At 40.6% G+C, this 22,143-nt stretch carries 19 protein-coding genes; 4 read left to right on the forward strand and 15 right to left on the reverse strand.

Features of this window, described 5'->3' with window-relative positions:
- Positions 1 to 757: 757 nt before the first annotated feature.
- From CVD28_RS05910 to CVD28_RS05955, 10 genes are all read right to left on the reverse strand, one after another.
- The gene (locus tag CVD28_RS05910; protein ID WP_101591447.1) at positions 758 to 1,777 is read right to left on the reverse strand and encodes an STAS domain-containing protein; all 1,020 of its coding nucleotides are present in this window, start codon (positions 1,775 to 1,777) and stop codon (positions 758 to 760) included.
- Between the two features lie 507 nt (positions 1,778 to 2,284).
- On the reverse strand, positions 2,285 to 3,829 hold the full coding sequence (locus tag CVD28_RS05915; protein ID WP_101591448.1) for an AMP-binding protein: 1,545 nt from the start codon (positions 3,827 to 3,829) through the stop codon (positions 2,285 to 2,287).
- Positions 3,830 to 3,854: 25 nt separating this feature from the next.
- The gene (locus CVD28_RS05920; RefSeq protein WP_101591449.1) at positions 3,855 to 5,414 is read right to left on the reverse strand and encodes a class I adenylate-forming enzyme family protein; all 1,560 of its coding nucleotides are present in this window, start codon (positions 5,412 to 5,414) and stop codon (positions 3,855 to 3,857) included.
- Positions 5,386 to 6,546 carry an acyl-CoA dehydrogenase family protein gene (locus tag CVD28_RS05925; RefSeq protein ID WP_101591450.1) on the reverse strand — a complete coding sequence of 387 codons (1,161 nt, stop codon included), beginning with the start codon at positions 6,544 to 6,546 and terminating at the stop codon, positions 5,386 to 5,388. The genes CVD28_RS05920 and CVD28_RS05925 overlap by 29 nt, the downstream gene beginning before the upstream one ends.
- Positions 6,547 to 6,563: 17 nt before the next feature.
- Positions 6,564 to 7,718: an acyl-CoA dehydrogenase family protein gene (locus tag CVD28_RS05930; protein WP_257985771.1), complete on the reverse strand. Its 1,155-nt coding sequence runs from the start codon at positions 7,716 to 7,718 to the stop codon at positions 6,564 to 6,566.
- Positions 7,718 to 8,065: an AtuA-related protein gene (locus tag CVD28_RS05935; protein ID WP_101591451.1), complete on the reverse strand. Its 348-nt coding sequence runs from the start codon at positions 8,063 to 8,065 to the stop codon at positions 7,718 to 7,720. The genes CVD28_RS05930 and CVD28_RS05935 overlap by 1 nt, the downstream gene beginning before the upstream one ends.
- Complete coding sequence (locus tag CVD28_RS05940) at positions 8,058 to 9,440, reverse strand: acyclic terpene utilization AtuA family protein (RefSeq protein ID WP_101591452.1); 1,383 nt, start codon at positions 9,438 to 9,440, stop codon at positions 8,058 to 8,060. The genes CVD28_RS05935 and CVD28_RS05940 overlap by 8 nt, the downstream gene beginning before the upstream one ends.
- Positions 9,441 to 10,002: 562 nt before the next feature.
- Positions 10,003 to 10,218 (reverse strand): biotin/lipoyl-binding carrier protein, encoded by a 216-nt coding sequence (locus tag CVD28_RS05945; protein ID WP_180953991.1) that lies wholly within the window; start codon positions 10,216 to 10,218, stop codon positions 10,003 to 10,005.
- An 18-nt stretch (positions 10,219 to 10,236) separates the two neighbouring features.
- Entirely contained in the window at positions 10,237 to 11,022 is a 786-nt protein-coding gene (locus CVD28_RS05950) for an enoyl-CoA hydratase/isomerase family protein (RefSeq protein ID WP_101591453.1), read from the reverse strand.
- A gap of 17 nt (positions 11,023 to 11,039) precedes the next feature.
- Entirely contained in the window at positions 11,040 to 12,569 is a 1,530-nt protein-coding gene (locus CVD28_RS05955) for an acyl-CoA carboxylase subunit beta (RefSeq protein ID WP_101591454.1), read from the reverse strand.
- 188 nt (positions 12,570 to 12,757) lie between these two features.
- Here CVD28_RS05955 and CVD28_RS05960 point away from each other — a divergent pair, with 188 nt between their 5' ends.
- Positions 12,758 to 14,896, forward strand: coding sequence for a sigma-54-dependent Fis family transcriptional regulator (locus CVD28_RS05960; protein WP_101591455.1), 2,139 nt, complete (start codon positions 12,758 to 12,760; stop codon positions 14,894 to 14,896).
- A gap of 1,027 nt (positions 14,897 to 15,923) precedes the next feature.
- Here the strand turns inward: CVD28_RS05960 and CVD28_RS05970 are convergent.
- Positions 15,924 to 16,346: an organic hydroperoxide resistance protein gene (locus tag CVD28_RS05970; RefSeq protein WP_101591457.1), complete on the reverse strand. Its 423-nt coding sequence runs from the start codon at positions 16,344 to 16,346 to the stop codon at positions 15,924 to 15,926.
- 249 nt (positions 16,347 to 16,595) lie between these two features.
- Positions 16,596 to 17,084 (reverse strand): GNAT family N-acetyltransferase, encoded by a 489-nt coding sequence (locus tag CVD28_RS05975; protein ID WP_101591458.1) that lies wholly within the window; start codon positions 17,082 to 17,084, stop codon positions 16,596 to 16,598.
- A gap of 175 nt (positions 17,085 to 17,259) precedes the next feature.
- On the opposite strand from CVD28_RS05975, the gene CVD28_RS05980 reads away from it, so the two are divergent.
- Entirely contained in the window at positions 17,260 to 17,622 is a 363-nt protein-coding gene (locus tag CVD28_RS05980) for a hypothetical protein (RefSeq protein ID WP_101591459.1), read from the forward strand.
- Positions 17,623 to 17,831: 209 nt separating this feature from the next.
- On the opposite strand, the gene CVD28_RS05985 is transcribed toward CVD28_RS05980, so the two are convergent.
- Positions 17,832 to 18,617 (reverse strand): SDR family oxidoreductase, encoded by a 786-nt coding sequence (locus tag CVD28_RS05985; RefSeq protein ID WP_101591460.1) that lies wholly within the window; start codon positions 18,615 to 18,617, stop codon positions 17,832 to 17,834.
- 305 nt (positions 18,618 to 18,922) lie between these two features.
- Here CVD28_RS05985 and CVD28_RS05990 point away from each other — a divergent pair, with 305 nt between their 5' ends.
- Positions 18,923 to 19,213: a hypothetical protein gene (locus CVD28_RS05990; protein ID WP_101591461.1), complete on the forward strand. Its 291-nt coding sequence runs from the start codon at positions 18,923 to 18,925 to the stop codon at positions 19,211 to 19,213.
- A 141-nt stretch (positions 19,214 to 19,354) separates the two neighbouring features.
- Here the strand turns inward: CVD28_RS05990 and egtB are convergent, their stop codons facing one another.
- Positions 19,355 to 20,617: an ergothioneine biosynthesis protein EgtB gene (egtB, locus tag CVD28_RS05995; protein WP_101591462.1), complete on the reverse strand. Its 1,263-nt coding sequence runs from the start codon at positions 20,615 to 20,617 to the stop codon at positions 19,355 to 19,357.
- 716 nt (positions 20,618 to 21,333) lie between these two features.
- Between egtB and CVD28_RS27920 the strand changes: the two genes are divergently transcribed.
- Entirely contained in the window at positions 21,334 to 21,507 is a 174-nt protein-coding gene (locus tag CVD28_RS27920) for a hypothetical protein (RefSeq protein ID WP_180953992.1), read from the forward strand.
- A gap of 365 nt (positions 21,508 to 21,872) precedes the next feature.
- Here CVD28_RS27920 and CVD28_RS29045 read toward each other — a convergent pair whose 3' ends face one another.
- The gene (locus CVD28_RS29045; protein ID WP_101591464.1) at positions 21,873 to 22,037 is read right to left on the reverse strand and encodes a YjcZ family sporulation protein; all 165 of its coding nucleotides are present in this window, start codon (positions 22,035 to 22,037) and stop codon (positions 21,873 to 21,875) included.
- Positions 22,038 to 22,143 lie beyond the last annotated feature (106 nt).

Genomic DNA, 22,143 nt, shown 5'->3' on the forward strand with positions numbered 1-22,143 from the left:
ATTTACCAAATACGCAAAAAATTACTATTAAAGATAGAACCCTATAACCAAAAAATTTTAGTTGTTTTTGTCGAAATTAATCAAAAAAATAGAAATTTGATACATTAATATATTTTTATGGAAAAGTAGCTACACATGATAACAACTTAATATATCGAAAGATTTTTAAATCTGCCCATTATTAATTAAATAGTTTCAATAAATAAATGCTTTGTTGAAATATCTTCTGCCAATCCGTTAAAAAGCTAACTTTGTAATCTATTTATCCATTTAATATGTCTAATGGGGAAATTAAAAAGGATAGATGAGCATAATAAAATTTGCTCCACCTATCCTTTTTTTGGACAAATGACCTTATTCGCTGCAACAAAAGATTTGTAATGTTGTTTTGCTAACGCACCCTTTCATTTAAGTATTTACAATCTCATAAAATAATTCATTTTTGCATTACTACAAGATGCTTGGTTGTAATAAAGGTAAAATGAATGTTGTAAAACAAACCGAAACAAATATTCTCCAACCGCTGTTCATTAATTTTCACACAACAAATAAAAGGAGCTGAAAACAGCTCCAATAGAGGGTATCTAACTATACAGATTTGCATATTTATATGAGTTGAAGGAAAGATTTTTTCAGCCTTCCCGGTAGCTTAACGAGGAAAAAGAGCCATGCGTCGAAAGTTCGTAATATGTAACAGAATTATTTCAAACCGGGGGAGGATTTAACACCATGCGACTCTTCTCTTTCGCCTGCTAATTTAAATTATTGTTCGTCCCATTTGTCCTAATGCATAATGAATTCCATGCTGTAAGGACTGAAAACAATCATACTTGGATAAGTTTATAGCTGATTGAGAAATAAGAATGCTTAATTCAGCTGAAATACCAACAAGAATAGTTTTCGTTCCAATTAGGGAAGCAGCAGAACCGGTTTTTTCAATGAGACTTGCAGTGTGAGAACTAATATCTTTATCAAGACCAGTTAGGTCCAGAATAAGATAGTTCGCCTTATATGTTGGCAGATTCTTTAATGTCTTGACAACGAGCTCTTCCGAACGTTCTTCGTCGTATTTCCCAATTAGCGGGACTACTACAACTCCTTCAAGAACAGGAATGATTGGTGAAGAGAGTTTCTTCACAAGTTCAGTTAATATTCTTGTTTTATCTTCTACAAGAGCTTCTAAATGATGAATGTGATCCGATTCCTTTTTTCTGGCTAACTGATGAATGTTATTTGAAACAGTAACATCAGAGGGGAAATACTCAATTACACTGTGCTCATGCCCCTCTAGTTGATATTGAACTACTTTGTACCAAATATTTGTGCCAAATAGTCCTGTAAATATTCCTGCATAATGGGCTGGGAGAAAATTTCCTCCCTTTTGCTTTCCTTGTGCTACGTTAATTTTATGCTCCCAACTATCTTTTAAATGGGCAGTGAGTGTTTTTGTTTCAAAGTTTAAATTTTCAATAACCGTCCGGCCCCATCCAGCGGAAGCATATGTATTAGTAATTAATTCTGCTGCTTCAGAAACACTTACATCCTTCATTTTCTCAAAGTATTCCCCTACCACAAGGCCTTGGCGAAATCCTGTTGCCTCAAAAACCAGGTTCGAGGCTTCTTCCCCTGAAATTTCCTCAATCGTATCGAAGAAAGTTTTCATTGCACTAGAAATCCAGAAGAGAACCGCATCCTGTCCTTCAAATAAAAATTGTCCTTTTTCCAAGTCCCATTTGAATTCAAGCCCGCCTATATTAATATTAGAATTTGTAGTCATCAAATAAATCCCTTTCTAGTTTGTAATGTTTATCTCCATGCTTATTCATTATAAATATCCTACATATTCAAGTCCAATATACTGCCACATGTAAGTTTACTTAAATCATCTCACTCAATCATTTATGTATCAATTTTAAAATATTAGGAACGTTCCATAGTAAACGTTTAAAAGCCTGTTTATTGGGGTGGAAGGCGCAAGATCCTCGAAAATGCATCCGCATTTCCTTCGTGCGGTGTTTATTCGAGGATGCTTATTCAACGTCCTGCGGGAGCAACGCGACAGGTGAGACCCCGCAGGAGCATGCGGTGAGGAGGCACCGCACCCCCCGCGGAAAGTGAAGCGCCTGGAACGGAAATCAACAGAACCCCTTCACAGGCCAAATAAAAAAATAACTGCAGGCAAACTCGATGAAATCAAGTTTGCCTGCAGTCTGACCAGTTATTTTACAATAACTGGCTAGTATCTCATATGTGTTAGCAGTAACCTTCCCCGGCAGTTCAGATTTTAGGATTGAACTTCAGCATAGAGATCTTTATGTTTTGTCCGCAGTACATGTTTTTGGATTTTTCCGGTTGTAGTCATTGGCAGGCTTTCAACAAAGACAAACGCTTTTGGTACCTGAAAATTGCCTAAGTGCTGCCTGCAATGATCAGCAATTTCTTTTTCGGAAAGAGTTTCGTTTTCCTTTGGAACAATAAAGGCTGTTACCGCTTCTACCCAATGTTCATGCGGCAAACCAATCGCCACTGCATTTGCCACTTTTTCATGCATTAACAGTACCTGTTCTACCTTGATAGAAGCAACGTTTTCCCCACCCGTTTTGATCAGATCCTTTTTCCTGTCCACAAAGACCATTTGGCCGTCTTTATCCCAATATCCAAGATCACCTGTATGATGCCAGTCGAATTGCCTGCTCGCATCGGTTTCTTCCTTACTATCCAAATACCCATTCATAACGTTTGGACCTCTGTGGACGATTTCCCCTATTTGACCTGCTGGCAAGATGTTTCCTTCTTCATCCATAACAGCGGTATCGTTTATGAGGCTTGACACACCCCAATAAGATCCAAAGCGGCGAAGCTGTTCCTCCGGCTTAAACATCAGTGTAGATGGGTATATTTCTGTTTGTCCGGTACCTAATGCAAAATCGGCATCGAACTCTTTGATTAGTTTTTCCAATGTTGGGCGGTCCATCGGAGCCATGGCGTACATGCATGTGTTCAATGAAGTAAGGTCGTATTTCCCCCTATTAGGGTGATGCAAAATGGCGCGGTACATCATTGGAAGCATAAACATCCATGTGATTTTTTCTTGTTCAATTGTTTTCATTAACCCTTCCGGATCAAAGCCTTTGAAAATGATGCTTGTCGCTCCAATATTTAAAAAGGATGTGACGAAGGTATGCTGGGCGCAATGAAATAATGGCATCAGTGCTGTGGTTACGTCACTAGGCTTTAATCCCATTTCAATTATGTTTGCGAGACTTGCCATATAGACAGTTAAATGGCTGATCATTACCCCTTTTGGGTTTCCGGTCGTGCCGCTTGTGAACATAATCTGCGCCACATCCCGGTCCTGTATCTCCACACTTGGTTCCTTTTCTGAAAAATCCTCGAACAAAGAGAAGAATTCGCTGACACGGCCGTCTAATTGAAGGGTTTGAACCTGACTTTTATAATACTCCAGCTGGTTCTTCAATAACACTTCATCTCCGATTAGAAGCTTAGCTTTCACTTTTTCCAAAATGTATTTCTTTTCATCAAAAGAAATCCCCGGATTTATCGGAACCCATATAAGCCCAGCTTTCGCAATTCCAAACATGGTGATGATGAATTCCATCGAGTTTCCGCAAATGGTCGCGATCTTATCCCCTTTAGTTAGCCCGCTCTCCAGTAAGTAGTTCGCAAATTGATTGCATAACCGATCCACTTCCGAAAAATTCCATTTTTGGTCTCCTTGAATAAATGCTGTCTTTTCAGGGTAACGGCTTGCACTTCTTCGAATAATATCTCCAATTGCAACACGGTTTACTGTGGAAATTCCATACATCCAAACGTCCCCTCTCCAATTTTCATTAAACCTTCTGGCTTTTGTATTGTTCGATCAAAGCAGCTTTTTGAACCTTACCTGCAGGGGTAAGCGGTACCTCTTTTACAAAAATAAACTTTTTGGGAATCTTATAGTCTGCAAGGCGAGATTTACAATATTCGTGGAGTTCATTCTCTGTAATTTCAGCCTCTGTTTTTGGGACGATGTAAAATACTCCTACTTCTCCAAGCACCGGGTCTGGGATGCCGAATCCCGCAGCTATTTGCACCTTTTCATTTAAAGTCAGGACGTTCTCTATTTCGACTGGAAAGATGTTGAAGCCTCCGGATATGTACATTTCCTTTTTTCTTCCCATGTAATGTAAGTAGCCCTCTTCATCTTTTATCACCATATCTCCTGTGTGAAGCCATCCATCGATAAAGGAATCCCTTGTGGTGTCCGGCATGCCATAGTAGCCTTTCCCAACGCATGCTCCCTTTATAAGCAGCTCCCCTACTTCATTTACTACTTCTTCTCCATTTTCATTTACTGCCTTAGCTTGAAAATCCCCAATCACAACGCCAATTGTTTGCTGAACTTTTGAAATGTCATCAGTTAGCCTTGATAAAACACAAGCTCCTGATGTTTCACTTAAACCATATAAGTTAACTAGGTGTGCTTTCGGGAATCTGCCGTCTATTAAATTGCACAGCTGAGGTTCCACGTTGGAGCCTCCGATAATACACAGATTAATAGAATCAAGGTTATATTTCTCTTGCCCTTTTGCGGACAAAAGCATGACATACATGGTTGGAACGCCGCCAAAAATCGTTGCCTTGTGCACCTGAATCGCCTCAAGAACCAAATCTGGACGAAAACCTGGGATTAGCACCACACTGCCTCTTGTTGTAAGCGCTACCATAATCGTGCAAGTAATTCCACCTACATGGTTAAACGGCAGGCTTCCTATTGCCTTGTCTTTTTCTGTAATGTTAAAGTGCGAGGCTTGAGCACGGGCGGATGCAAGCAAGCTTTTGTGAGTGATCATGGCCCCTTTTGGTTTTCCGGTTGTACCGGATGTGTAAATGATCAATGCTGTATCCTCTTCCTGAACTTTGGACGCAGCGTTCTGCAATGCATCTTCATTCGGAATAGTATCTAATAAGAAATCAAAGGAAGTTTCTTTTTCGCCTCCAATATAAATAAATGTTTTTACTCCAGGTATCCGATTCTTGAAACCTTGAAAGAATTCCACGTAGTTAAAATCCTGGAATGAGGCCAATGAAACTATAGCTTTTACATCAGCATTATTAATCATATATTCCAGTTCCGTATCGCGATAACGGACATTCAAGGTAACAAGTCCCACTCCGATCTTTGCTGCTGCGAAAAAAGTATACAGCCATTCTGTTTGGTTTAATGCGATTATAGCTATGTTGTCACCGTGTTTTAATCCAAGCTTTAATAACGAGCCTGCTAATCTATCAGATGTTTCTTTAAATTGCTGAAAAGTGATTTCTTTGCCGCCTTCTATTAAAAAAATCTGGTCTGGATGACTGCTAACTGCCTCCGCTAACTCAAGAAACACTGTTTTGTTTTTCAGCATCTTCCTGCCCCCTATTTTTCAGGTTAAGCCAGGTTAATAAACGTGATTCATCAGCCAATTCAGATTGATTGAACACAGAAAACATCTTCCCGTCGCGCCAAAATCTTTGGACAGGAAACTCCATCATATAACCTGCTCCTCCATGAATCTGAAGTGCATCATCAGATACTTTCTTTACCATACTTATAGACGAACGGTGTGCTAAAGTATTCGATGCTAAAAAGGAATATGAGCATTGATCTTGATCAAATTCATAAAGAGCGCGATAAGTGATACTGCGCGACTTTTCTATTGCTATAGCCATGTCAGCCATTTTATGGCGGAGTGACTGGAAAGAAGCTAACGGTTTCCCAAATTGGATTCGTTCCTTACTATATCGGATCGCGCATTCTAGTGCCATAGAAGCTAAACCAACGCAGCTGACGGATGTCATGACTGTCTGCCATTGGGCCATTTCTTCTCGATAGTCTGCAGCTGTTTTTGCTTCAGCGATCAAATACTCGGAAGGGACATGCACATTGAGGAAAGTCAGGTCAGCCATTTCAAGTGAACGCCAGCCTAGCTTTTTCCGGCATTTTACCGGGATTACACCCTTTGCCTTCATATCTACTAAAATTAAACTAGCGGCATCCTCGGTGCTAATTCTTGCTTCCAATAGCGCATAATCTGAACTTTCTCCCAAAAAGACATTAACAGCGGAACCGTTCAATAAGTATCCGTCTGCTGTTTTTTCAGCTGTTATAGAAGATTTGTTTATGGCTGATGTGAATACTTTCCTTCCGGCTATCCCATCCATTAGCAGATTACGCTTCTTTCTTTCATTGGCGGCCAATTCTATCAATCTCAGGACAGTTAGATGTGCCTGGACTGCCAGTACTGGACCTGCGGCACCCGCTTTCATGAGCTCCTCCATAAAAACCGCTTCCGTAATCGTGTCAAGGCCGCTCCCGCCGTATTCTTCAGCAGCCGTTATTCCTAAATAACCTTGCTTCCCCAATGTTTGAAAAAAACCATTTGGAATATATTCTTCCTTTTCCCAATCCACTATCTGTGGAGCTACTTCTTTATGAATGAATTTCTGTACTGTTTTTCGAAAAAACTCATGTTCGTCAGAAAAAATCCAATGTCCCATTTTCCTCCTCCTTCAGCTTATAACCCAATTTCCTTTGCCACAATTTCTTTCATAACTTCATCAGTTCCGGCACCAATCCTATTCAATCTTGAATCGCGCCATATTCTTTGTATAGGATGCTCCCAGTCGGCAGCGTCTTCCCCGATCAGCTCTAACACTTGGCCGGCAATGGTGTGCGCGGATTGTGCAGTCGTTAATTTAACCATCGAAATTTCCTTGCTCGGAACCTCCCCATTTGCATATCGGTATGCTATTGAATAGACCATTTCCCTGCAAACTTCAATTTCAGATGCTATCTCCATTAGCTGGCCGATTTTCGTGTGATCACTTTTAAAACCATTTTTATAAATATATTCTTTTGCATGTGAACAGCAATAGTCCATCAAACCGATAGCTGCACCGGAAGCTATCATTCTCTCACTTTGAAGCTGCCACATTAACTGGTAAAAACCCTTACCCTCTTCACCAAGCAAATTTTCGTTCGGCACGCGTACATTATCAAAAATAAGTTCAGCCGTATCCGACGAACGCATCCCGACTTTATCCAATTTGCGGCTTATGGAAAATCCAGGGCGATTCGTTTCAACTAAAAATAAACTAATCCCTTTGTATCCCGGAGCATCCGATGTTCTGGTGACCAAGGTGACAAAATCAGCCCGTGGCCCATTGGTAATATACATTTTCGTTCCGTTAATCACCCATTCATCACCATCACGTACAGCCCTGGTTTGTATCGAGGAAACATCTGATCCATGATTGGGCTCAGAAATCCCCAATGATGCAAGTTTTTTCCCTTTTATTGAAGGGGTCAGGAACTTTTCATGGTGATAAACTGTTCCAAATTTATAGATAGGCGGGGTCGCCATATCCGTTTGGACAGCTATTGCCATCGGAAAGCCGCCAGCACCGCATTTATTGAGTTCTTCAGCAAAAATAATCACCTTGAAATAATCTGCTTCCTGACCGCCCAGTTCCTTTGGATAACGCAAACCGAGCAGCCCAAGCTCACCCATTCTTTCTAACAGTTCTAACGGGAACTCACCCGCTTCTTCCCATTCATTTATAAACGGGGCTACCTCTTCTTGTATAAAAGAGCGGACGAACATGCGAAATTCCCTATGCTCTTCTTGGAAATACGGATCCGTAACCATGTGCGCGACTCCATTTTTCATTACGGGCTCACCTCCGATGGCAGGATGCGATCATCTATTTCTATTTCCATGCGCAGTAAATTAGACCCAAAGCATTTTCCCAGATTATCCAGACGTATGGAGGAAGACCCTCCGCCATTTAATGCTTTCTGGCAAATAAAATTTAATGCAAGAATATTAGGCACTTCATAACGGACGACGCTGCCTTCAACAAGTCCCTCGAAATGCTGTTTAACTTTTTCCGTTGTGATTTGCTGGATAAATGTTTGATAAATGGCGTCTGTCGGAGCAAAAAGACCGATATTAACCATATTCCCTTTATCTCCTGACCGGGCCTGGGCAACCTCTCTTAATAAAACTTTAGGCATAGGCGCTCACCTCAAATAGTTCGACTTTAATTTGTTTTTCGACTTCCTCACGCGGAAGCAGGCATGACCACATGCCAATTAATTCACGCGGCGGAATGTTTCCAATATATGCACCCATAGATGGGGGACCGTTTAGGGCTAGCGGCGGAAACAGCCGGCCGAATTTCATAACTTCCTGTTTCGTATTTCCCCTCACTGCCATTCTTAAAAAAACCTCATTCAAATCGCTATCGCTATCAGTTTCCTTTACAGCAGGACCATGTAGCGAGTTATATCCAACATAGTCTGTTTGTACTTCCTTATACGACATTCGATAGCGTTCCATTTGCTTGCGGATAATTTCATCGGCCTTACGGGCTTTTTTCAAAGCATCCGGCCATGAGAATCCAATCATTACCTGTCCCATATATCCGTTCTCATACCCCATAACAACTTTTAATGTTTCAGGCCGCGGTTTGCCTTTTACACCTGTAACTTTGACCTGATTAGGATGGATATTTTCCAAACAGACCTTTGTAATATCGACAACTACATCCGGAGTCATATAGCGGGAAGGATCATGAATTTCATAAAGCATCTGTTCCTTGATCGTGTCACCCGTGACCAAGCCGCCCCGCTCTTCTACTTTTGACACGATGAAATCACCGGTTTGTGAAACCTCTGCAATTGGATAACCGATTTGTTCCATTCCCTCGATTTCCCACCATTTTCCGCTAAAGTTTCCTCCCGTAGATTGGGCAGAACACTCCAGCAAATGACCCATAAAAACGCCGGAAGCCAGGCGATCCCAATCGTCTTCCTTCCAATCAAATTCATAAATAAGCGGTGCCAAAAATTGTGCAGTATCGGTAGTCCTTCCAGAAATGACGATATCTGCACCCATACGCAATGCATCCACAAGCGGCTGTGCACCCAGATAGGCATTGGCAAATAAAAGTTTTTCCTGGACTTCGCTGAAGCTCCGTCCTGTTTCAATATCTTCAAAGGAGATTCCTTTTTGATTCAGTTCTTCAATATTGCCTAAAATATTATCTCCGGTTACAACGGCCACTTTTAAGCCTTCAATCCCGATATCCTTTGCAACTCGCAATAATTCCTCCTTAGCGGCCAATGGGTTGATGCCGCCAGCGTTCGTTAGCAGCTTGATCCCCTTTTCCTTTACATAAGGCAGGAGTGCCTTCATTGAGATTCCTAGATCCCTAGTATATCCAAGGTTTTCATCCCTTTTTTTATCCTTAACCAGAATGGCCATTGTCAGTTCGGCCAATCCGTCAAAGCAAATGTAATCGACATTGCCATATTTAGCTGTAGCTACAGCGGGTTCAATGGTATCCCCATAAAAGCCTTGGGCGGCTCCAATTCTAATGTTTTTCACAATCAGCCTTCCTTTCTCTTTTTAAAATTAGCTCTGTTAATTATGCCTGTTGATTTCCGCTCCACACTCGCTTTCACCTCTCACGTTTACGCCTGCAGGGGCTCCTTTTACTCGCTTCTCCCGAGTACACTATCCTTGAAAAAACACCGCACGAAGGAATGCGAAGCATTTTCGAGGAGTCTTGCGCCTTCCGCTCCATTATAGAAAAGCGCAAGCGCCCTGGTCAGAGGAAGAACGGCTATAGTCGCCAGTGTTGTAACAAAAACCATGTTACAACCTTCGTCCTGTGGCAACGCCGTTCTGACCAACGTCCTCACAAAGCTGTCGCTTTGTTTCGTGCGATGTATCGCTGCCGAAGTATTCCTTGTCCTGTGGACCTCCGACTAAGGTTGTGACGGCTCTTGGTCACAACACAGCATAAGACAAGCGCTGACAGAAGGCGCTTTTTGCCTTCCGAAGCGATTGGCTTATGACCAAGGTTGTAACGGCACTTGGTTACAACACTCGAGAGGCGGGGCGCTGCAGCTAGACATCAACGCAGTGCTAAAATCAACAATGAACTTTAACATAGCTTTAAGATTAATAAACTGCTATCTTCCTGCACAAAATCACCTTCTGAAACGAAAACTTTTTCCACTTTACCGTCTTCCTCTGTTTCAACCGGAATTTCCATTTTCATAGATTCCAGGATTATTAAAGTTTGACCGGCTTTTACCACATCTGCTTCCTTGACCAGAACCTTCCAAACATTGCCACTCATTGGAGCTTTTATATCCATTATGTTCATCCTTTATATTTATTTCCCCTGCCAAACCGGTTCTCGTTTTTCTAGGAATGCCTGGGCGCCTTCTTTTAAGTCCTCACTGCGGAAGGATATGATTCTAAGAGTAGATAAGTAATCAAATGACTTCATTAAATCCATTTGTTCAGTTGCATAAAAAGCATCAAGTCCCAATTGAACCGCCAGCGGACTATACGAAGCGATTGTTTTGGCAATTTTCAGCGTCTCTTCTTCCAGAAGCTCATGAGGGACGACTCTGTGAACCAAATTATACTCAAGTGCTTTTTCGGCTGAAAACACCTCAGCAGTCAGCATTAGTTCCATTGCCTTCCTGTCTCCTGCTGCTCGTCTTATCCAAGGTAAAATTACATATGGAACGATGCCAAGACGCAGCTCGGTTAAACCCAGTTTCGCTTCCTCTGAGGCAATCGCTATGTGGCACATTGCAACAATTCCGCATCCGCCGCCAAGGGCCGGGCCGTTAACAGATGCTATCAACGGTGTTTTTATGGTCGCTCCAAGCTTGAATAATTCCGTGCTTTCCCTTCCCTCAAAATGGAGATCCGGGACACTTTTCGTGAAGTTTGCTTTAAATTCGTTTAGGTTACCGCCAGCAGAAAATGCTTTACCATTCCCTGATAAAATGATAGCTTTTACATCTGAATCCTTGTCGGCAGCAGTAATGGCATTAACAAGTTCCTGTGTAACTTGTTTTGATAACGGATTTCTTAGCTCAGGCTGGTTCAGGATAATTTTTGCGATTCCATCATTTACTTCATACAAGATTGTTTCATAACTCATGTAAACCCCTCCTCCATTTATACCGGGTGGATTGAATTTCTTTTCTCCAGCCCTTTAATTGTTTTTGAACGATATAACTTAAACCGGCGAATTACATCACTTCTCAGTTCATCAAATCCAACAATATCATCGATTATCAGCTTGGATGCCAGACGGTGGATATCTATATTTTCCGAGTACTCTTTTCTCTTCTCCGCTATGTAGGAAGCCCGGTTTTCTTCAGGAAGTTCCTGTATTTTGTTAAAGTAAACAGCATTGACAGCTGCTTCAGGGCCCATTACCGCGATCTGTCCGCTAGGCAGTGAAATCACAGCATCTGAACCAAAAGCCGGGCCGCTCATCGCATACAAGCCTGCCCCAAAACATTTACGGACAATAACTGAGATTTTAGGGACAGTAGCTTCAGACATTGCGGTAATCATTTTGGCGCCATGGCGGATAATCCCGGACTGTTCCACCTTGGATCCGATCATATAGCCCGGAACATCGGATAAAAAGAGAAGCGGGATTTGATATGCATTACAGATCATTATGAAACGGGCTGCTTTATCAGGCGAATCAACAAATAGTGTTCCGCCTTTCACTTTTGATTGATTGGCGATTACTCCTGTGGCCTTTCCATCTATCCGTGCAAAACCGGTGATCAATTCAGGAGCGAACAACTTTTTATATTCCAGCCAGCTGCCTTCATCGATTATCTGATCGATCAGCTCATACATATTAAATGGTGTGTTGTTATTTTCAGGGATGATAGCCTCAATATCCCTTCCTTTTTTGGGCTGTACTGCTTCCTTATTTGCTGGCGGTGATTGATAATTTTGCGGCATGTATTCTAAATATTGCTTACATGCTTCAATGGCTTCTTCCTCAGAACCTACCAAAATATCGCCAAGACCGCTGGTTGTACAGTGCATTCTGGCTCCGCCCATCTGTTCCATTGTGGTTTTTTCGCCGATGGCCATTTCAACCATTCTGGGAGAACCTAAATAAGCACTTGAGTTGTTTTCGATCATAATAACTACATCGCTAAAAGCTGGCACATAGGCTGATCCTGCAGGCGAAGGCCCAAAGAGTATACATATTTGGGGAACGACTCCTGACATTTGAACCTGGTTATAAAAAATTCTCCCGCCATGCCGTTTGCCTGGAAAAACCTCTAATTGTTCAGTAATCCGGGCCCCGGCAGAATCGATTAAATAAAGGATAGGTATCTTTAAGTCGATTGCTTTTTCCTGGATACGGATGTTTTTTTCTACTGATTTGGCGCCCCAGGAGCCTGCCTTGACAGTAGAGTCGGCTGCCAGAAAGCAAACCGGCCTGCCGTTTATTTCCCCAATCCCCGTTACGCAGGCATCAGCAGGCAAATTCGGATCCTCACTGTTTGCAAATAGTCCGTCTTCAATTATTGTTCCTGGATCAAACAGCATTTCTAAACGTTTTCTGACAAACATCTTTCCGCTTGTTTCATTAAGATCGTGATACTTAGCTGCTCCTCCCTGCATAATTCTCGTTCTCTCTTTGTAATAGCGTTCGGTATCCTTTCGCATTTAGCTCCCTCCAATTCGTAATATATGAATGCAAGAAGCGTGCCACTCCATTGGGCATGGTTAAGGGAGGCTATATGACCCTTTTAAATTGATAGACTGTTTCAGAAATTGAACAACTGTCCGGAGTATCGTACAATTGTACTATACAATTCAGAAAATTCTTTCGAATTGAAAAGAGGTGTAGGTTCATGATGAAAGTTGAGTATTTTACAACAACCGATTTTGCTGTATTATCACCTTCCAGTACAATTAGAGATGCTTTACAAATATTCCTTGAAAAAAGAGTTGATTTAGCATGTGTGACTGAATCGGGAAAACTCACGGGCATTGTTACAAAATATTCGATTTATCGTCTGCTATTGAAAAATGCTGCTCTTGACCAGTCGGTAAGGGACGGAATAAAAACTCAAATCATTGCCATAAAGAAAGATATGAGTTTATATGCTGCAAAGGATATTATGATGGACGGGAAAGTCAGCCACGCAGTCGTGCTAACCGATAAGGGAGATATTTTCGGGATCATGTCTAAATCAGATTTAATCAGGGGGATCATGTCAGAGGTACAAAACCTGGCTGAACGACTATCAGCTCTTCTTGAGAATCTCCAGGACGCGGTCATATCCGTAGATGAATCACTAATGATTACTACTTTTAACCTTGCTGCCAAAACACTATTTCAGTTTGATGATAAAACAACTGGAAGCGATATCGAGCATATATTGCCATCTTTTACAAAAGAGCTTAAGGATTCATTGACAACAGGAGAAATTATTGAGGCTAAACGGATTGTTGTTTCTAACATTACGGTTATTGCTTCCTTTATACCGATACGCCAAATGAACAGTATTACAGGAGCGATGGTCGTCCTTCGGGATGTTACTGCCTACGAATCAATCGCCAACGAGCTGGACACGACCAATAAGTTAAAAAGAATTCTCGATAGTGCTTTGGAATTTGCCTATGACGGGGTGATCATTACTGACCAGGAAGGCAGCATTACGATGGCTAATGAAGGATTTCTGGACCTTTTTCAATTTAACAATGCAACGGAAGTCATTGGACAAAGCATTTTTACCATTGCCCCTGAATTGCCAGCAAACAAAAGCCTTGAGTATCAAGAAGTGATCAAGGGTGAACTCGTCACCATCCAGGAGAAATCCTGTATTATAACCCAAACCCCGATTCTGCGCGATGGACTGTTAATAGGGGCTATATTCAAGATTATGTTTCGTCAATTGGAAGTGTGGAAGGACTTGTTAGTCAGAATGGAGCACCTTGAAAACGAACTTACCTATTATCGGGGTGAATTGATCCGTGTGGCCAATAAGGACAGCCCGTTTTCACATGTTATAACGAACAACCCGCAAATGAACAAGCTGCTAAATGATGCCTTTTTAGCGGGGCAATCTTTTTCAACTATATTAATATCCGGAGAAAGCGGAACGGGTAAAGAACTGATTGCTGAAGGAATCCACAATTCCTCAGGCAGGCATGGCTCATTCATTAAGGTCAATTGTGCTGCGATTCCGGCTGATCTTATTGAATCAGAATTTTTTGGTTATGCCGATGGTGCATTTACAGGAGCAAAAAGAGGCGGAAAACCGGGGAAGTTTGAACTGGCAGATCAAGGAACCCTCTTTTTAGATGAAATCGGCGATATGCCGTTAGCTTTACAAGCCAAGCTCCTTCGGGTACTTCAGGAAAAAGAATTCGAGAGAGTTGGAGACACAAAAACAACACATGTAGATGTACGGATCATCGCTGCTTCCAATAAAGACTTATGGCAGCTTGTTCAAGAAAATCAATTTAGAGAAGATTTGTACTACCGCATCAACGTAATTCAATTGCAGATTCCCCCACTTCGAAACCGTCTTGATGATATTCCTCTTCTATGCGATCACTTGATTGAAAAAATTAATAAAAAGATGAAAAAGAATGTTTTAGGTATTTCGCCCTCGGCAGTCCATTTACTTCAATCACAGCAATGGCCAGGAAATGTAAGACAGCTTGAAAATGTTATCGAGAGGGCCTTTCATTTTTGCCAAGGCTATTATATTAATCTGGAACACTTATCCGATGAACTTTTCCATTCCGGGACAGGGCAGCGCATAAAGCCTGGCCAGCCTGTTAAAGACAAAGGAGTGAGCAGTTGGCTGCAGCAAATAAATGATGCAGAAAAGAAAGCCATTTTGGAAGCATTGCAAAAAGTGGATGGCAATAAAACAAAAGCAGCCAAGATACTTGGAATAAGCCGTTCGACCCTTTATCAAAAGATGAATCAATATAAAATTAAGACATATTTAGATTACGCTTCACCGCCGTTCTAAAAATCTGGATTCGACCCAGTTTTTCATATGGGTCGAATCCATAATCCTCAAGGTTATCCAACCCCGTTTATAAACTGCTTCCCTTTCATTTTGAATAATTCTAATATTTCTTTTATGCGGGCTTCTGTTAATCTTAGCTATTGATTTCCGATGTAGTGGCGGTTCAGGAGCTTCCTGGCCACTTCAATGTCAATTCGTTTACGAAGATTGCTCTAATATGGGGTGGATTATTTCATGTTGAAATTAAAATAGATTAGAAAGCTGAGGATTAAAATGAAAAAAGCAATTTTATTAATTTTATTTTGGTGTATCACTATTTTTTCCGTTATAGCACAGATGTCAGACAAATTCATTTATTGGCTAAGTCCAAATGCAGTTTCTCTTATAGATGAAAGAATGACTTATACATTTGTCCCTATGTTGATAAATTTCTTTGTTTTATTTTTATTGTGGAAAATAAGAATTCAAAAGTCTGTGTTCCGATTTTCTCTCATATTCAATGTAGTTCTTTTTCTATATTTTATTTATTATCAATTTGGGGATTTAGGTCTTGGAAAATTTAGGTAAATATTACACTGTATCGGCTGTTGAAAGGAATCCACGAAAACATTATCTCTTCTCCGCTGAATAAAAAACACCGGCCAATTCATTACTTCTGGAGAACCTTTAGGAGGGGTACTCTCCCCTGAGTAGGGATATTGTGACCATCTTCGATAATCTTTTCGCATAAGCCCACCCCTTTCCGAAAATTCCCCTTATCTTATTATTAGGGGTGATGGAATATGAACAAATTTAAAACTATTTATGATTCTGTTTCTAAAACTGAATTGAACATCCAGTAAAATATCCCCCTTCAAACTGCCCTGTTAAAAAAGAAAGGGAGCTGCCGCAGCACCTCCCGGTTTGACAATCGCACTTTATAGTGGCAGAAGACAAACAATTCGTCTTGTGCTCGGCCTTTAAAAGGCCTTCTTTAAGACAATTTCTTCACTAAGCCACAGACTTCGTAACAGTTTTAGCTGAATCTTTATACTATCTCTAACTTTACATCGATGTTCCCTCTTGTTGCTTTTGAGTATGGGCAGAAAGCATGTGCTTTATGAACAAGATCCTCTAATTGCGCTTTTTCGATACCTGTACCTTTTACTTGTAGCGTGACCGCTAATTTAAACCCTTGGTCAGAATCGTCCTTTAATAGACTCACGTTGGCTGTCACTTCTGATTCAAAAGACACCCGCTCTTTCTTCGCGATAAATTGCAGTGCACCATCAAAGCAAGCAGAGTAACCTGCTGCAAATAACTGTTCTGGGTTAGTGGCTTGAGGCAGTTCCTTTGCTCTAGGCGTTCCAGGCATTGCAAGGTCAAATTTAATTACTCCATCAGATGATTCTACCCTTCCTTCTCGTCCTCCAACGGCTGATACACTTGATGTAAATAATGTATTAGACATATACATCCCTCCAATTGAATATTATTCATCTTACTATTCCATATTAGCAGCATTATTAAACTTTTTTCTTGATAACTTGACCTTCTTCCATTCCTGATAAGCGAACAGAATGGCAAAACAAACCCTAATTGAAATAGAAGTGATGTAAAACAACTTCCCTGCTGCAGCTCATATGTATCATGGCCAGGTTTGGTTCCTGGAAAAACGAAAGTGCAGGGAAGAGAAAATCAGCCAAGACTAAATTACTATTCACTGCAATTGTTTACTCATATTGTACCAAGTAACTCCGCCATGCCCAGAGTTTGAAACACCTTTGTTGCGGAATCCATAGTTTTCATAGAAAAGAATTAAGTCCTCTTTACAAGTAAGTGTAATCGTTTCACGTTTTTTCTCTTTTGCTTCTTTTTCTAAATGTGTAAGTAACGCTGATGCCACTCCACGCTTCTGAAAATGTGGGGATACTGCTAAACCTAAAATACTTTGATGACCGCCAAACGCTGGGTTTGCCTTTATGTCACTAAATAGGTCATCTGTAATGTATGATGATGAAATGACGGGTCCATTGATTAAGCCGACAAACACATCATCCAATTCTGCTACAAAAAAACTATCCGGAATGAATCGAATGCGCTTTTCAAACGCTTCTTCCGTTGCAGCCTCTTCTTTTGTGAAACAAAGATGTTCTATGACTGCAAGTTCAGGTAAATCTTCCATTTTTACGTTTCGTATTTTCAACATTTTCCCTCCAAAAATGAACCATAATAAGATAAACAGCCGTTAAGAATTAGCACAATAAGATTTAATTGAATAGGTGTTTGTAATTATGACCTAAAACTCGTATTGCGTGAAAATTGTTTTTTTAACGTAAATATAAGCAAAGTATACTTTATTCCGCCAAAGGAGGAGTATCCATTTGAAGGTCTCTTCAATATTGTTCAAAGATCCTCCAGTTTATCATGAATTCCCTCCCATCTATGAAGGTTTAGGGCTTCCAGATTTATCGCCATTCATTCAGCAACGATTTGAATTTACTTATAGCTTGGGAAAAGTGGAAAGAACGGGGCATGGGAGCATTCGGTTTTATAAACAACAGAGAGATTATAAAGTAAATATATCAGATAAATTGCCCGGAGTGGGACCAATAAAGAATCAGAAATTACAGGATCTGTTACTTGAGGAAGCAAAAGCCGCTTTCATTGCAAATATCGAATCTGAACCCGAAAAGCGGAAGGTGTACTACGCGGATTTTCGCAGCCCTGATAAGAATGAAGAATGAGTGTGTTGTTTTTCCACAATATGGCCCTGAAATGAACGAAGGAACAATAAAAATAAGCCATCTCAAATTGGATGGCTTTTAAAAGAATTAAAGTTCACACTTTTTAATTTGAAATCGTTTTTCCTTTAAACGCTTTTTTACGCCGATATTCTTTGAGTAATAGACAATTTGCGGAGCCATTCCCAAATACTAATCTGATGGTATCTCTCTTATATGTCCATCTCCCACCACTTTTGTTCTTCTTGCTTCATCTGTTTCTCCGTTTGCTGAGGATAGGCGGTTCGGAATTTATGATGGTCTGCTGGGATTATTTCTACCATTTTTGCAATCATATCTTCCGGGTCAAACTGGTTCTTTAACCCCTCTTCCGCCTTTTTTATATCCTCTTTTCTCGTAAAGTTTTTGTCTTCTTCGTACCATTTCCATAGCTCTTCTGCCGCCCGATCATTAAATCCTGTCTTGAAGGCACCAGGGTTAATGGTGGCAACTTTTACTCCAAACCCGTGAAGTTCCAACTGCAGGGTATGGGCAATTGCTTCAATCGCGTGCTTTGTAGCGGCATATGGACCGCCATATGGAGATGCCAAAATTCCAGCAATTGAACTCATAAAGACGCTTTTTCCGCTTCCCTTTTCAACCATCTTCCGTGCAGCTATCTGGGCTGTTTCCAAGGTTGCGAAAACATTTACCTCAAAAAGTGCCCGAAACCGGGCCATTGGCACTTCCCCGAGCGGCCCTCGTTCATTAATGGCCGCATTTGCAACGAATACGTCAAAATCATACTTCTCAATCTGTTTGAGATCCAAAGGGTTCGTAATATCGACTTTAATCACCTCTATATCCAGTTCCAGGTCATTTGATTCCCGCAGAAGGTCGGTTTTTTGAGAAGTCAGCTCAGTAGTGGCAATAACCCGATGGCCTTTTTTGGCCAGACCAATTGCTGCACCTCTGCCGAGCCCGGTGCCTGCACCAGTAATGAAAATTGTTTTACCCATTTTAAATTCCTCCATTCGAAATTGCATGCCAATTTATTGTTCCCTTTAACTGTAAGGGCAAAACGTACATGGGTACTTCGGTTTCTGGCCATAATCAATGATGTCGTCTCTGGGAAAAAACGGGCGGTGATGTCTTTTTCTGCTGTAGTATTTTACCGTCTATATGTACCCGGTCCATAAAAGCATAGCGGCTGCCAGTTGCAATTTAGGTTTGTAAATCGAGGATGAGCTACAACAAAATCCAACAAAATTCTGGCAAAATGTATGATAAATTCTTAGTAATCATATGAGTTGGGGGATCGATCATGGCTAGAATGCGTAGCGATTCTGTCTATAAAATTCGTCGTACAATCCGCGTTTCTTTCTTCATATTAATGGCCTTTCTCTTAGTTGGATCGTATTATCTTCATACTAAAGGTGAACTTGGTTCTTATTTTTTTAGAATAATGAAAGCACTCAGTGCTACACTAATGGAATTATTAAATATGCTGGTTGTATTATTAGCAAACGAACCTTTGTTAGTAGGGTTAGGATTGATAAATAATGCTTTTATGTTAGGAATTGGCTATATAATCGCAAGGAAGCGGTTTTTATAAATAGGGGTGAAGATACCTCTCACTAAAAACGTTGACAGTAAAAAGCAGCTGCATGGCAGCTGCTTAAATAAGAGTTTATCACTGTTCTTCCGAAGGCTCTTCTGTGATATCCGGTTCATTTTTGCAGGATTCTGGTCCTTATCATAAATCTTCCGCTAAACGTATTCCAGTGAATTGCCAGCGCTTTTCTGGTTGGAAAAAGTTACGATAAGTAGTTCGTATATGGGAAGATGGGGTTGCACAAGATCCCCCTCGCAGCACCATCTGATTACACATGAATTTGGCGTTATACTCTCCTAATGCCCCCTCTAAAGGTTTGCTTCCGGGATAGGGTGCATAAGCACTACTGGTCCATTCCCAAACGTCACCAAACATTTTAAAAAGCGCTTCCTGTTCCTCTAATGCAGCCGATACTGGATGATAATACTGATTTTCTGCAAAATTCCCTTGAGTTACCACACTCTCTGCTGCAACCTCCCACTCCGCTTCTGTGGGAAGCCTCTTTCCCGCCCATCTGGCATATGCATTTGCTTCGTAAAAACTAACGTGGCATACAGGTTCATCTAGATTTAATAGTTTTTCCCCTGATAGAGTAAATTGAGTCCACTGTTTATTTTCTTGTCTCCAATACAGTGGTGATTCCCAGCCAAACTTCTTTACAGCTGCCCAGCCGTCGGATAGCCAGAATTGAGGTTTCTTATAGCCACCGTCCTCCATAAACAATAAATATTCAAGATTTGTAACAGGTCGATTAGCAAGTGTAAATGGCTCTAACCAAATTTTATGTCTTGGTCTCTCATTATCAAAAGAAAAGTCTTCCCCACTATGTCCTATTTCCATTAATCCACCTTTAAATTTTATAAATAACATAGGTTTTTGTTCATTCTTACTTTGTTTCATAGGGGAATATACCGGATACAATGGATTCTGGGAAAAATTATACTTGATGTCAGTTATAAGTAGTTCTTGGTGCTGTTGTTCATGCTGCATACCTATTTCTATTAAACCTTTTATTTCCTCAATTACGTTATCACTGCTATTTTCCAATAGCTGAACAATGTTTTCATCCACATATTTTCGATATGTAAACACCTCTTCAACACTCGGTCTTGCTAATACACCTCGCTTATGACGAGGATGGAATGGTCCAATCGTTTCATAATAAGAGTTGAAAAGATAATCAAAATAAGGATTAAGTTCCTGATAATCTTTTTTATACTCTTTTAATATAAATCGTTCAAAAAACCATGTTGTATGCGCTATATGCCATTTAGGCGGGCTGCTATCGGCGTTAGCCTGAATGATAAAATCCTCAACTACCAGCGGTTGGACAATTTGCTCAGTGAACAAACGGACTCCCTTGTAACGAGATACTAATGAATCTTTAATCAGAGTACTAGTCATACACATCTTCCTTTCCTAAGTGTTCCTGCCATAATCTAATTGGATTCCTTTTTTAACTGCAATTTAACTATTGCTTTTATGCTCATCCTATTACCCTCCTGTTGCAGACAATACTTCCCAATACCCTCTCAATTTTTATTTAAACCTAACACATTTTTGCCTTTAGTACTAACTAATGCAACTATTTAGGAATTAGCACTAAATAAATGTATTCTTAGATGATGGATGTAAGTAAACTCGTTTCAACAGGCAATAAGTTGTTAATGTTAACACCATTATTTCAGTAATCATTTTGCATATCTTTAAACACCGATTCAAATGCGCTTGATTATATTTCTTTCTGCAGAACCATAATTTTAATCCTTTCTGAAATTCTTAAGGTCCCCGATCCAATACCTTAATAAATATTTTCTAATCTTGTGCCAACTCTCCTTGTCCGGCTCCAACGTGTTACATCACTTCATATGTGCTTTGTCTTATAAATCCATAAAATGAGATACGCACCTATCAGGAAAATTAGCGCACATCTATCTTGTAGAAAAATTTGCCTCCAAAGAGACTTTTCCGCTACTTCTTTGTGTAGTATTCATCCACTCAAATAAAAAGTTAGGACATACCCTATTAGTGAGTTTTAATATTGAGGTGTAGTTTTAAATGTCAGTTTCGCATTATCACAGTATTGCACCCGTGGCGTTGGAAGGACTGTTGAAATTAGAATGTGTGACGGACGTAGGCATCCGGGAATCATCCATCGGGTTACTAGAGACAGAGTTTATCTTCGTCTATTAGGCAAAAACTTTGGTGGGTATGGATACGGATGGGGCTTTGGATTCGCCGAAGGCATAGCACTTGGAGCAATCGTCAGCCTGGCTTTCATTCCGTTTTTCTGATAATGAAATTTTGACCTAGAGTTTGTCAGGGGACCGTTTTTAGTTGCATTATCCTTTTTACTATCATTATATATTTTCGGGAAATGTTCCATTGGGGATTTATTTGACTGGAGAGGGCGCTAAACTCCCTTTTCTCCTTGCCCTTGTTCGCGATATGCTCTATAACCGAAATCAGGTATATAATAACCGCAGCTCGAGCTGCGGTTATTATGATGAGAAAAACCATATCGGTTTCCCAAACATGAGGTTTTACGTAATAGAGATAATCAATACTTTTATTCTTGTCTTAACATTTGCCCCCGATAAACATGTAAGAGAAGAATTACGGTTATTATGCAAAATATCCTATTGAAAGGCTATTTTACTTAACAATAGCATCCGTACCCGTACGACGGAGAAACTGGACCATACCCTCCATTTCCACCACAAAAACTTGCTCCTATAATAATTAATAGGATAAACAACACGACTATTAAAGCCAATCCGCCACCAAATCCATAACCAGCACCAGCTGCAACTCCATCTGACATATAATCATCTACTCCTTATGTGAATTACTGTCATGCTATGCTCAAAATTGGTAAACGACACAAAAAAAGGACTGCCGCAGCTATGGCCGTAATAAAAGCACCAGTC

Source organism: Bacillus sp. M6-12 (assembly GCF_002860285.1).
Lineage (GTDB): Bacteria > Bacillota > Bacilli > Bacillales > DSM-1321 > Peribacillus.

Bases quoted from the DNA above. Each gene is read 5' to 3' on its own strand.
- CVD28_RS05915 (WP_101591448.1), bottom strand. From the start codon at position 3,829: ATGTATGGAATTTCCACAGTAAACCGTGTTGCAATTGGAGATATTATT.
- CVD28_RS05985 (WP_101591460.1), bottom strand. From the start codon at position 18,617: ATGGGTAAAACAATTTTCATTACTGGTGCAGGCACCGGGCTCGGCAGA.
- CVD28_RS29045 (WP_101591464.1), bottom strand. From the start codon at position 22,037: ATGTCAGATGGAGTTGCAGCTGGTGCTGGTTATGGATTTGGTGGCGGA.
- CVD28_RS05990 (WP_101591461.1), top strand. From the start codon at position 18,923: ATGGCTAGAATGCGTAGCGATTCTGTCTATAAAATTCGTCGTACAATC.
- CVD28_RS05970 (WP_101591457.1), bottom strand. From the start codon at position 16,346: ATGTCTAATACATTATTTACATCAAGTGTATCAGCCGTTGGAGGACGA.
- CVD28_RS05955 (WP_101591454.1), bottom strand. From the start codon at position 12,569: ATGCGAAAGGATACCGAACGCTATTACAAAGAGAGAACGAGAATTATG.
- CVD28_RS27920 (WP_180953992.1), top strand. From the start codon at position 21,334: ATGTGTGACGGACGTAGGCATCCGGGAATCATCCATCGGGTTACTAGA.
- CVD28_RS05975 (WP_101591458.1), bottom strand. From the start codon at position 17,084: ATGTTGAAAATACGAAACGTAAAAATGGAAGATTTACCTGAACTTGCA.
- egtB (WP_101591462.1), bottom strand. From the start codon at position 20,617: ATGACTAGTACTCTGATTAAAGATTCATTAGTATCTCGTTACAAGGGA.
- CVD28_RS05935 (WP_101591451.1), bottom strand. From the start codon at position 8,065: ATGCCTAAAGTTTTATTAAGAGAGGTTGCCCAGGCCCGGTCAGGAGAT.
- CVD28_RS05960 (WP_101591455.1), top strand. From the start codon at position 12,758: ATGATGAAAGTTGAGTATTTTACAACAACCGATTTTGCTGTATTATCA.
- CVD28_RS05920 (WP_101591449.1), bottom strand. From the start codon at position 5,414: ATGCTGAAAAACAAAACAGTGTTTCTTGAGTTAGCGGAGGCAGTTAGC.
- CVD28_RS05925 (WP_101591450.1), bottom strand. From the start codon at position 6,546: ATGGGACATTGGATTTTTTCTGACGAACATGAGTTTTTTCGAAAAACA.
- CVD28_RS05930 (WP_257985771.1), bottom strand. From the start codon at position 7,718: ATGAAAAATGGAGTCGCGCACATGGTTACGGATCCGTATTTCCAAGAA.
- CVD28_RS05945 (WP_180953991.1), bottom strand. From the start codon at position 10,218: ATGGATATAAAAGCTCCAATGAGTGGCAATGTTTGGAAGGTTCTGGTC.
- CVD28_RS05910 (WP_101591447.1), bottom strand. From the start codon at position 1,777: ATGACTACAAATTCTAATATTAATATAGGCGGGCTTGAATTCAAATGG.
- CVD28_RS05950 (WP_101591453.1), bottom strand. From the start codon at position 11,022: ATGAGTTATGAAACAATCTTGTATGAAGTAAATGATGGAATCGCAAAA.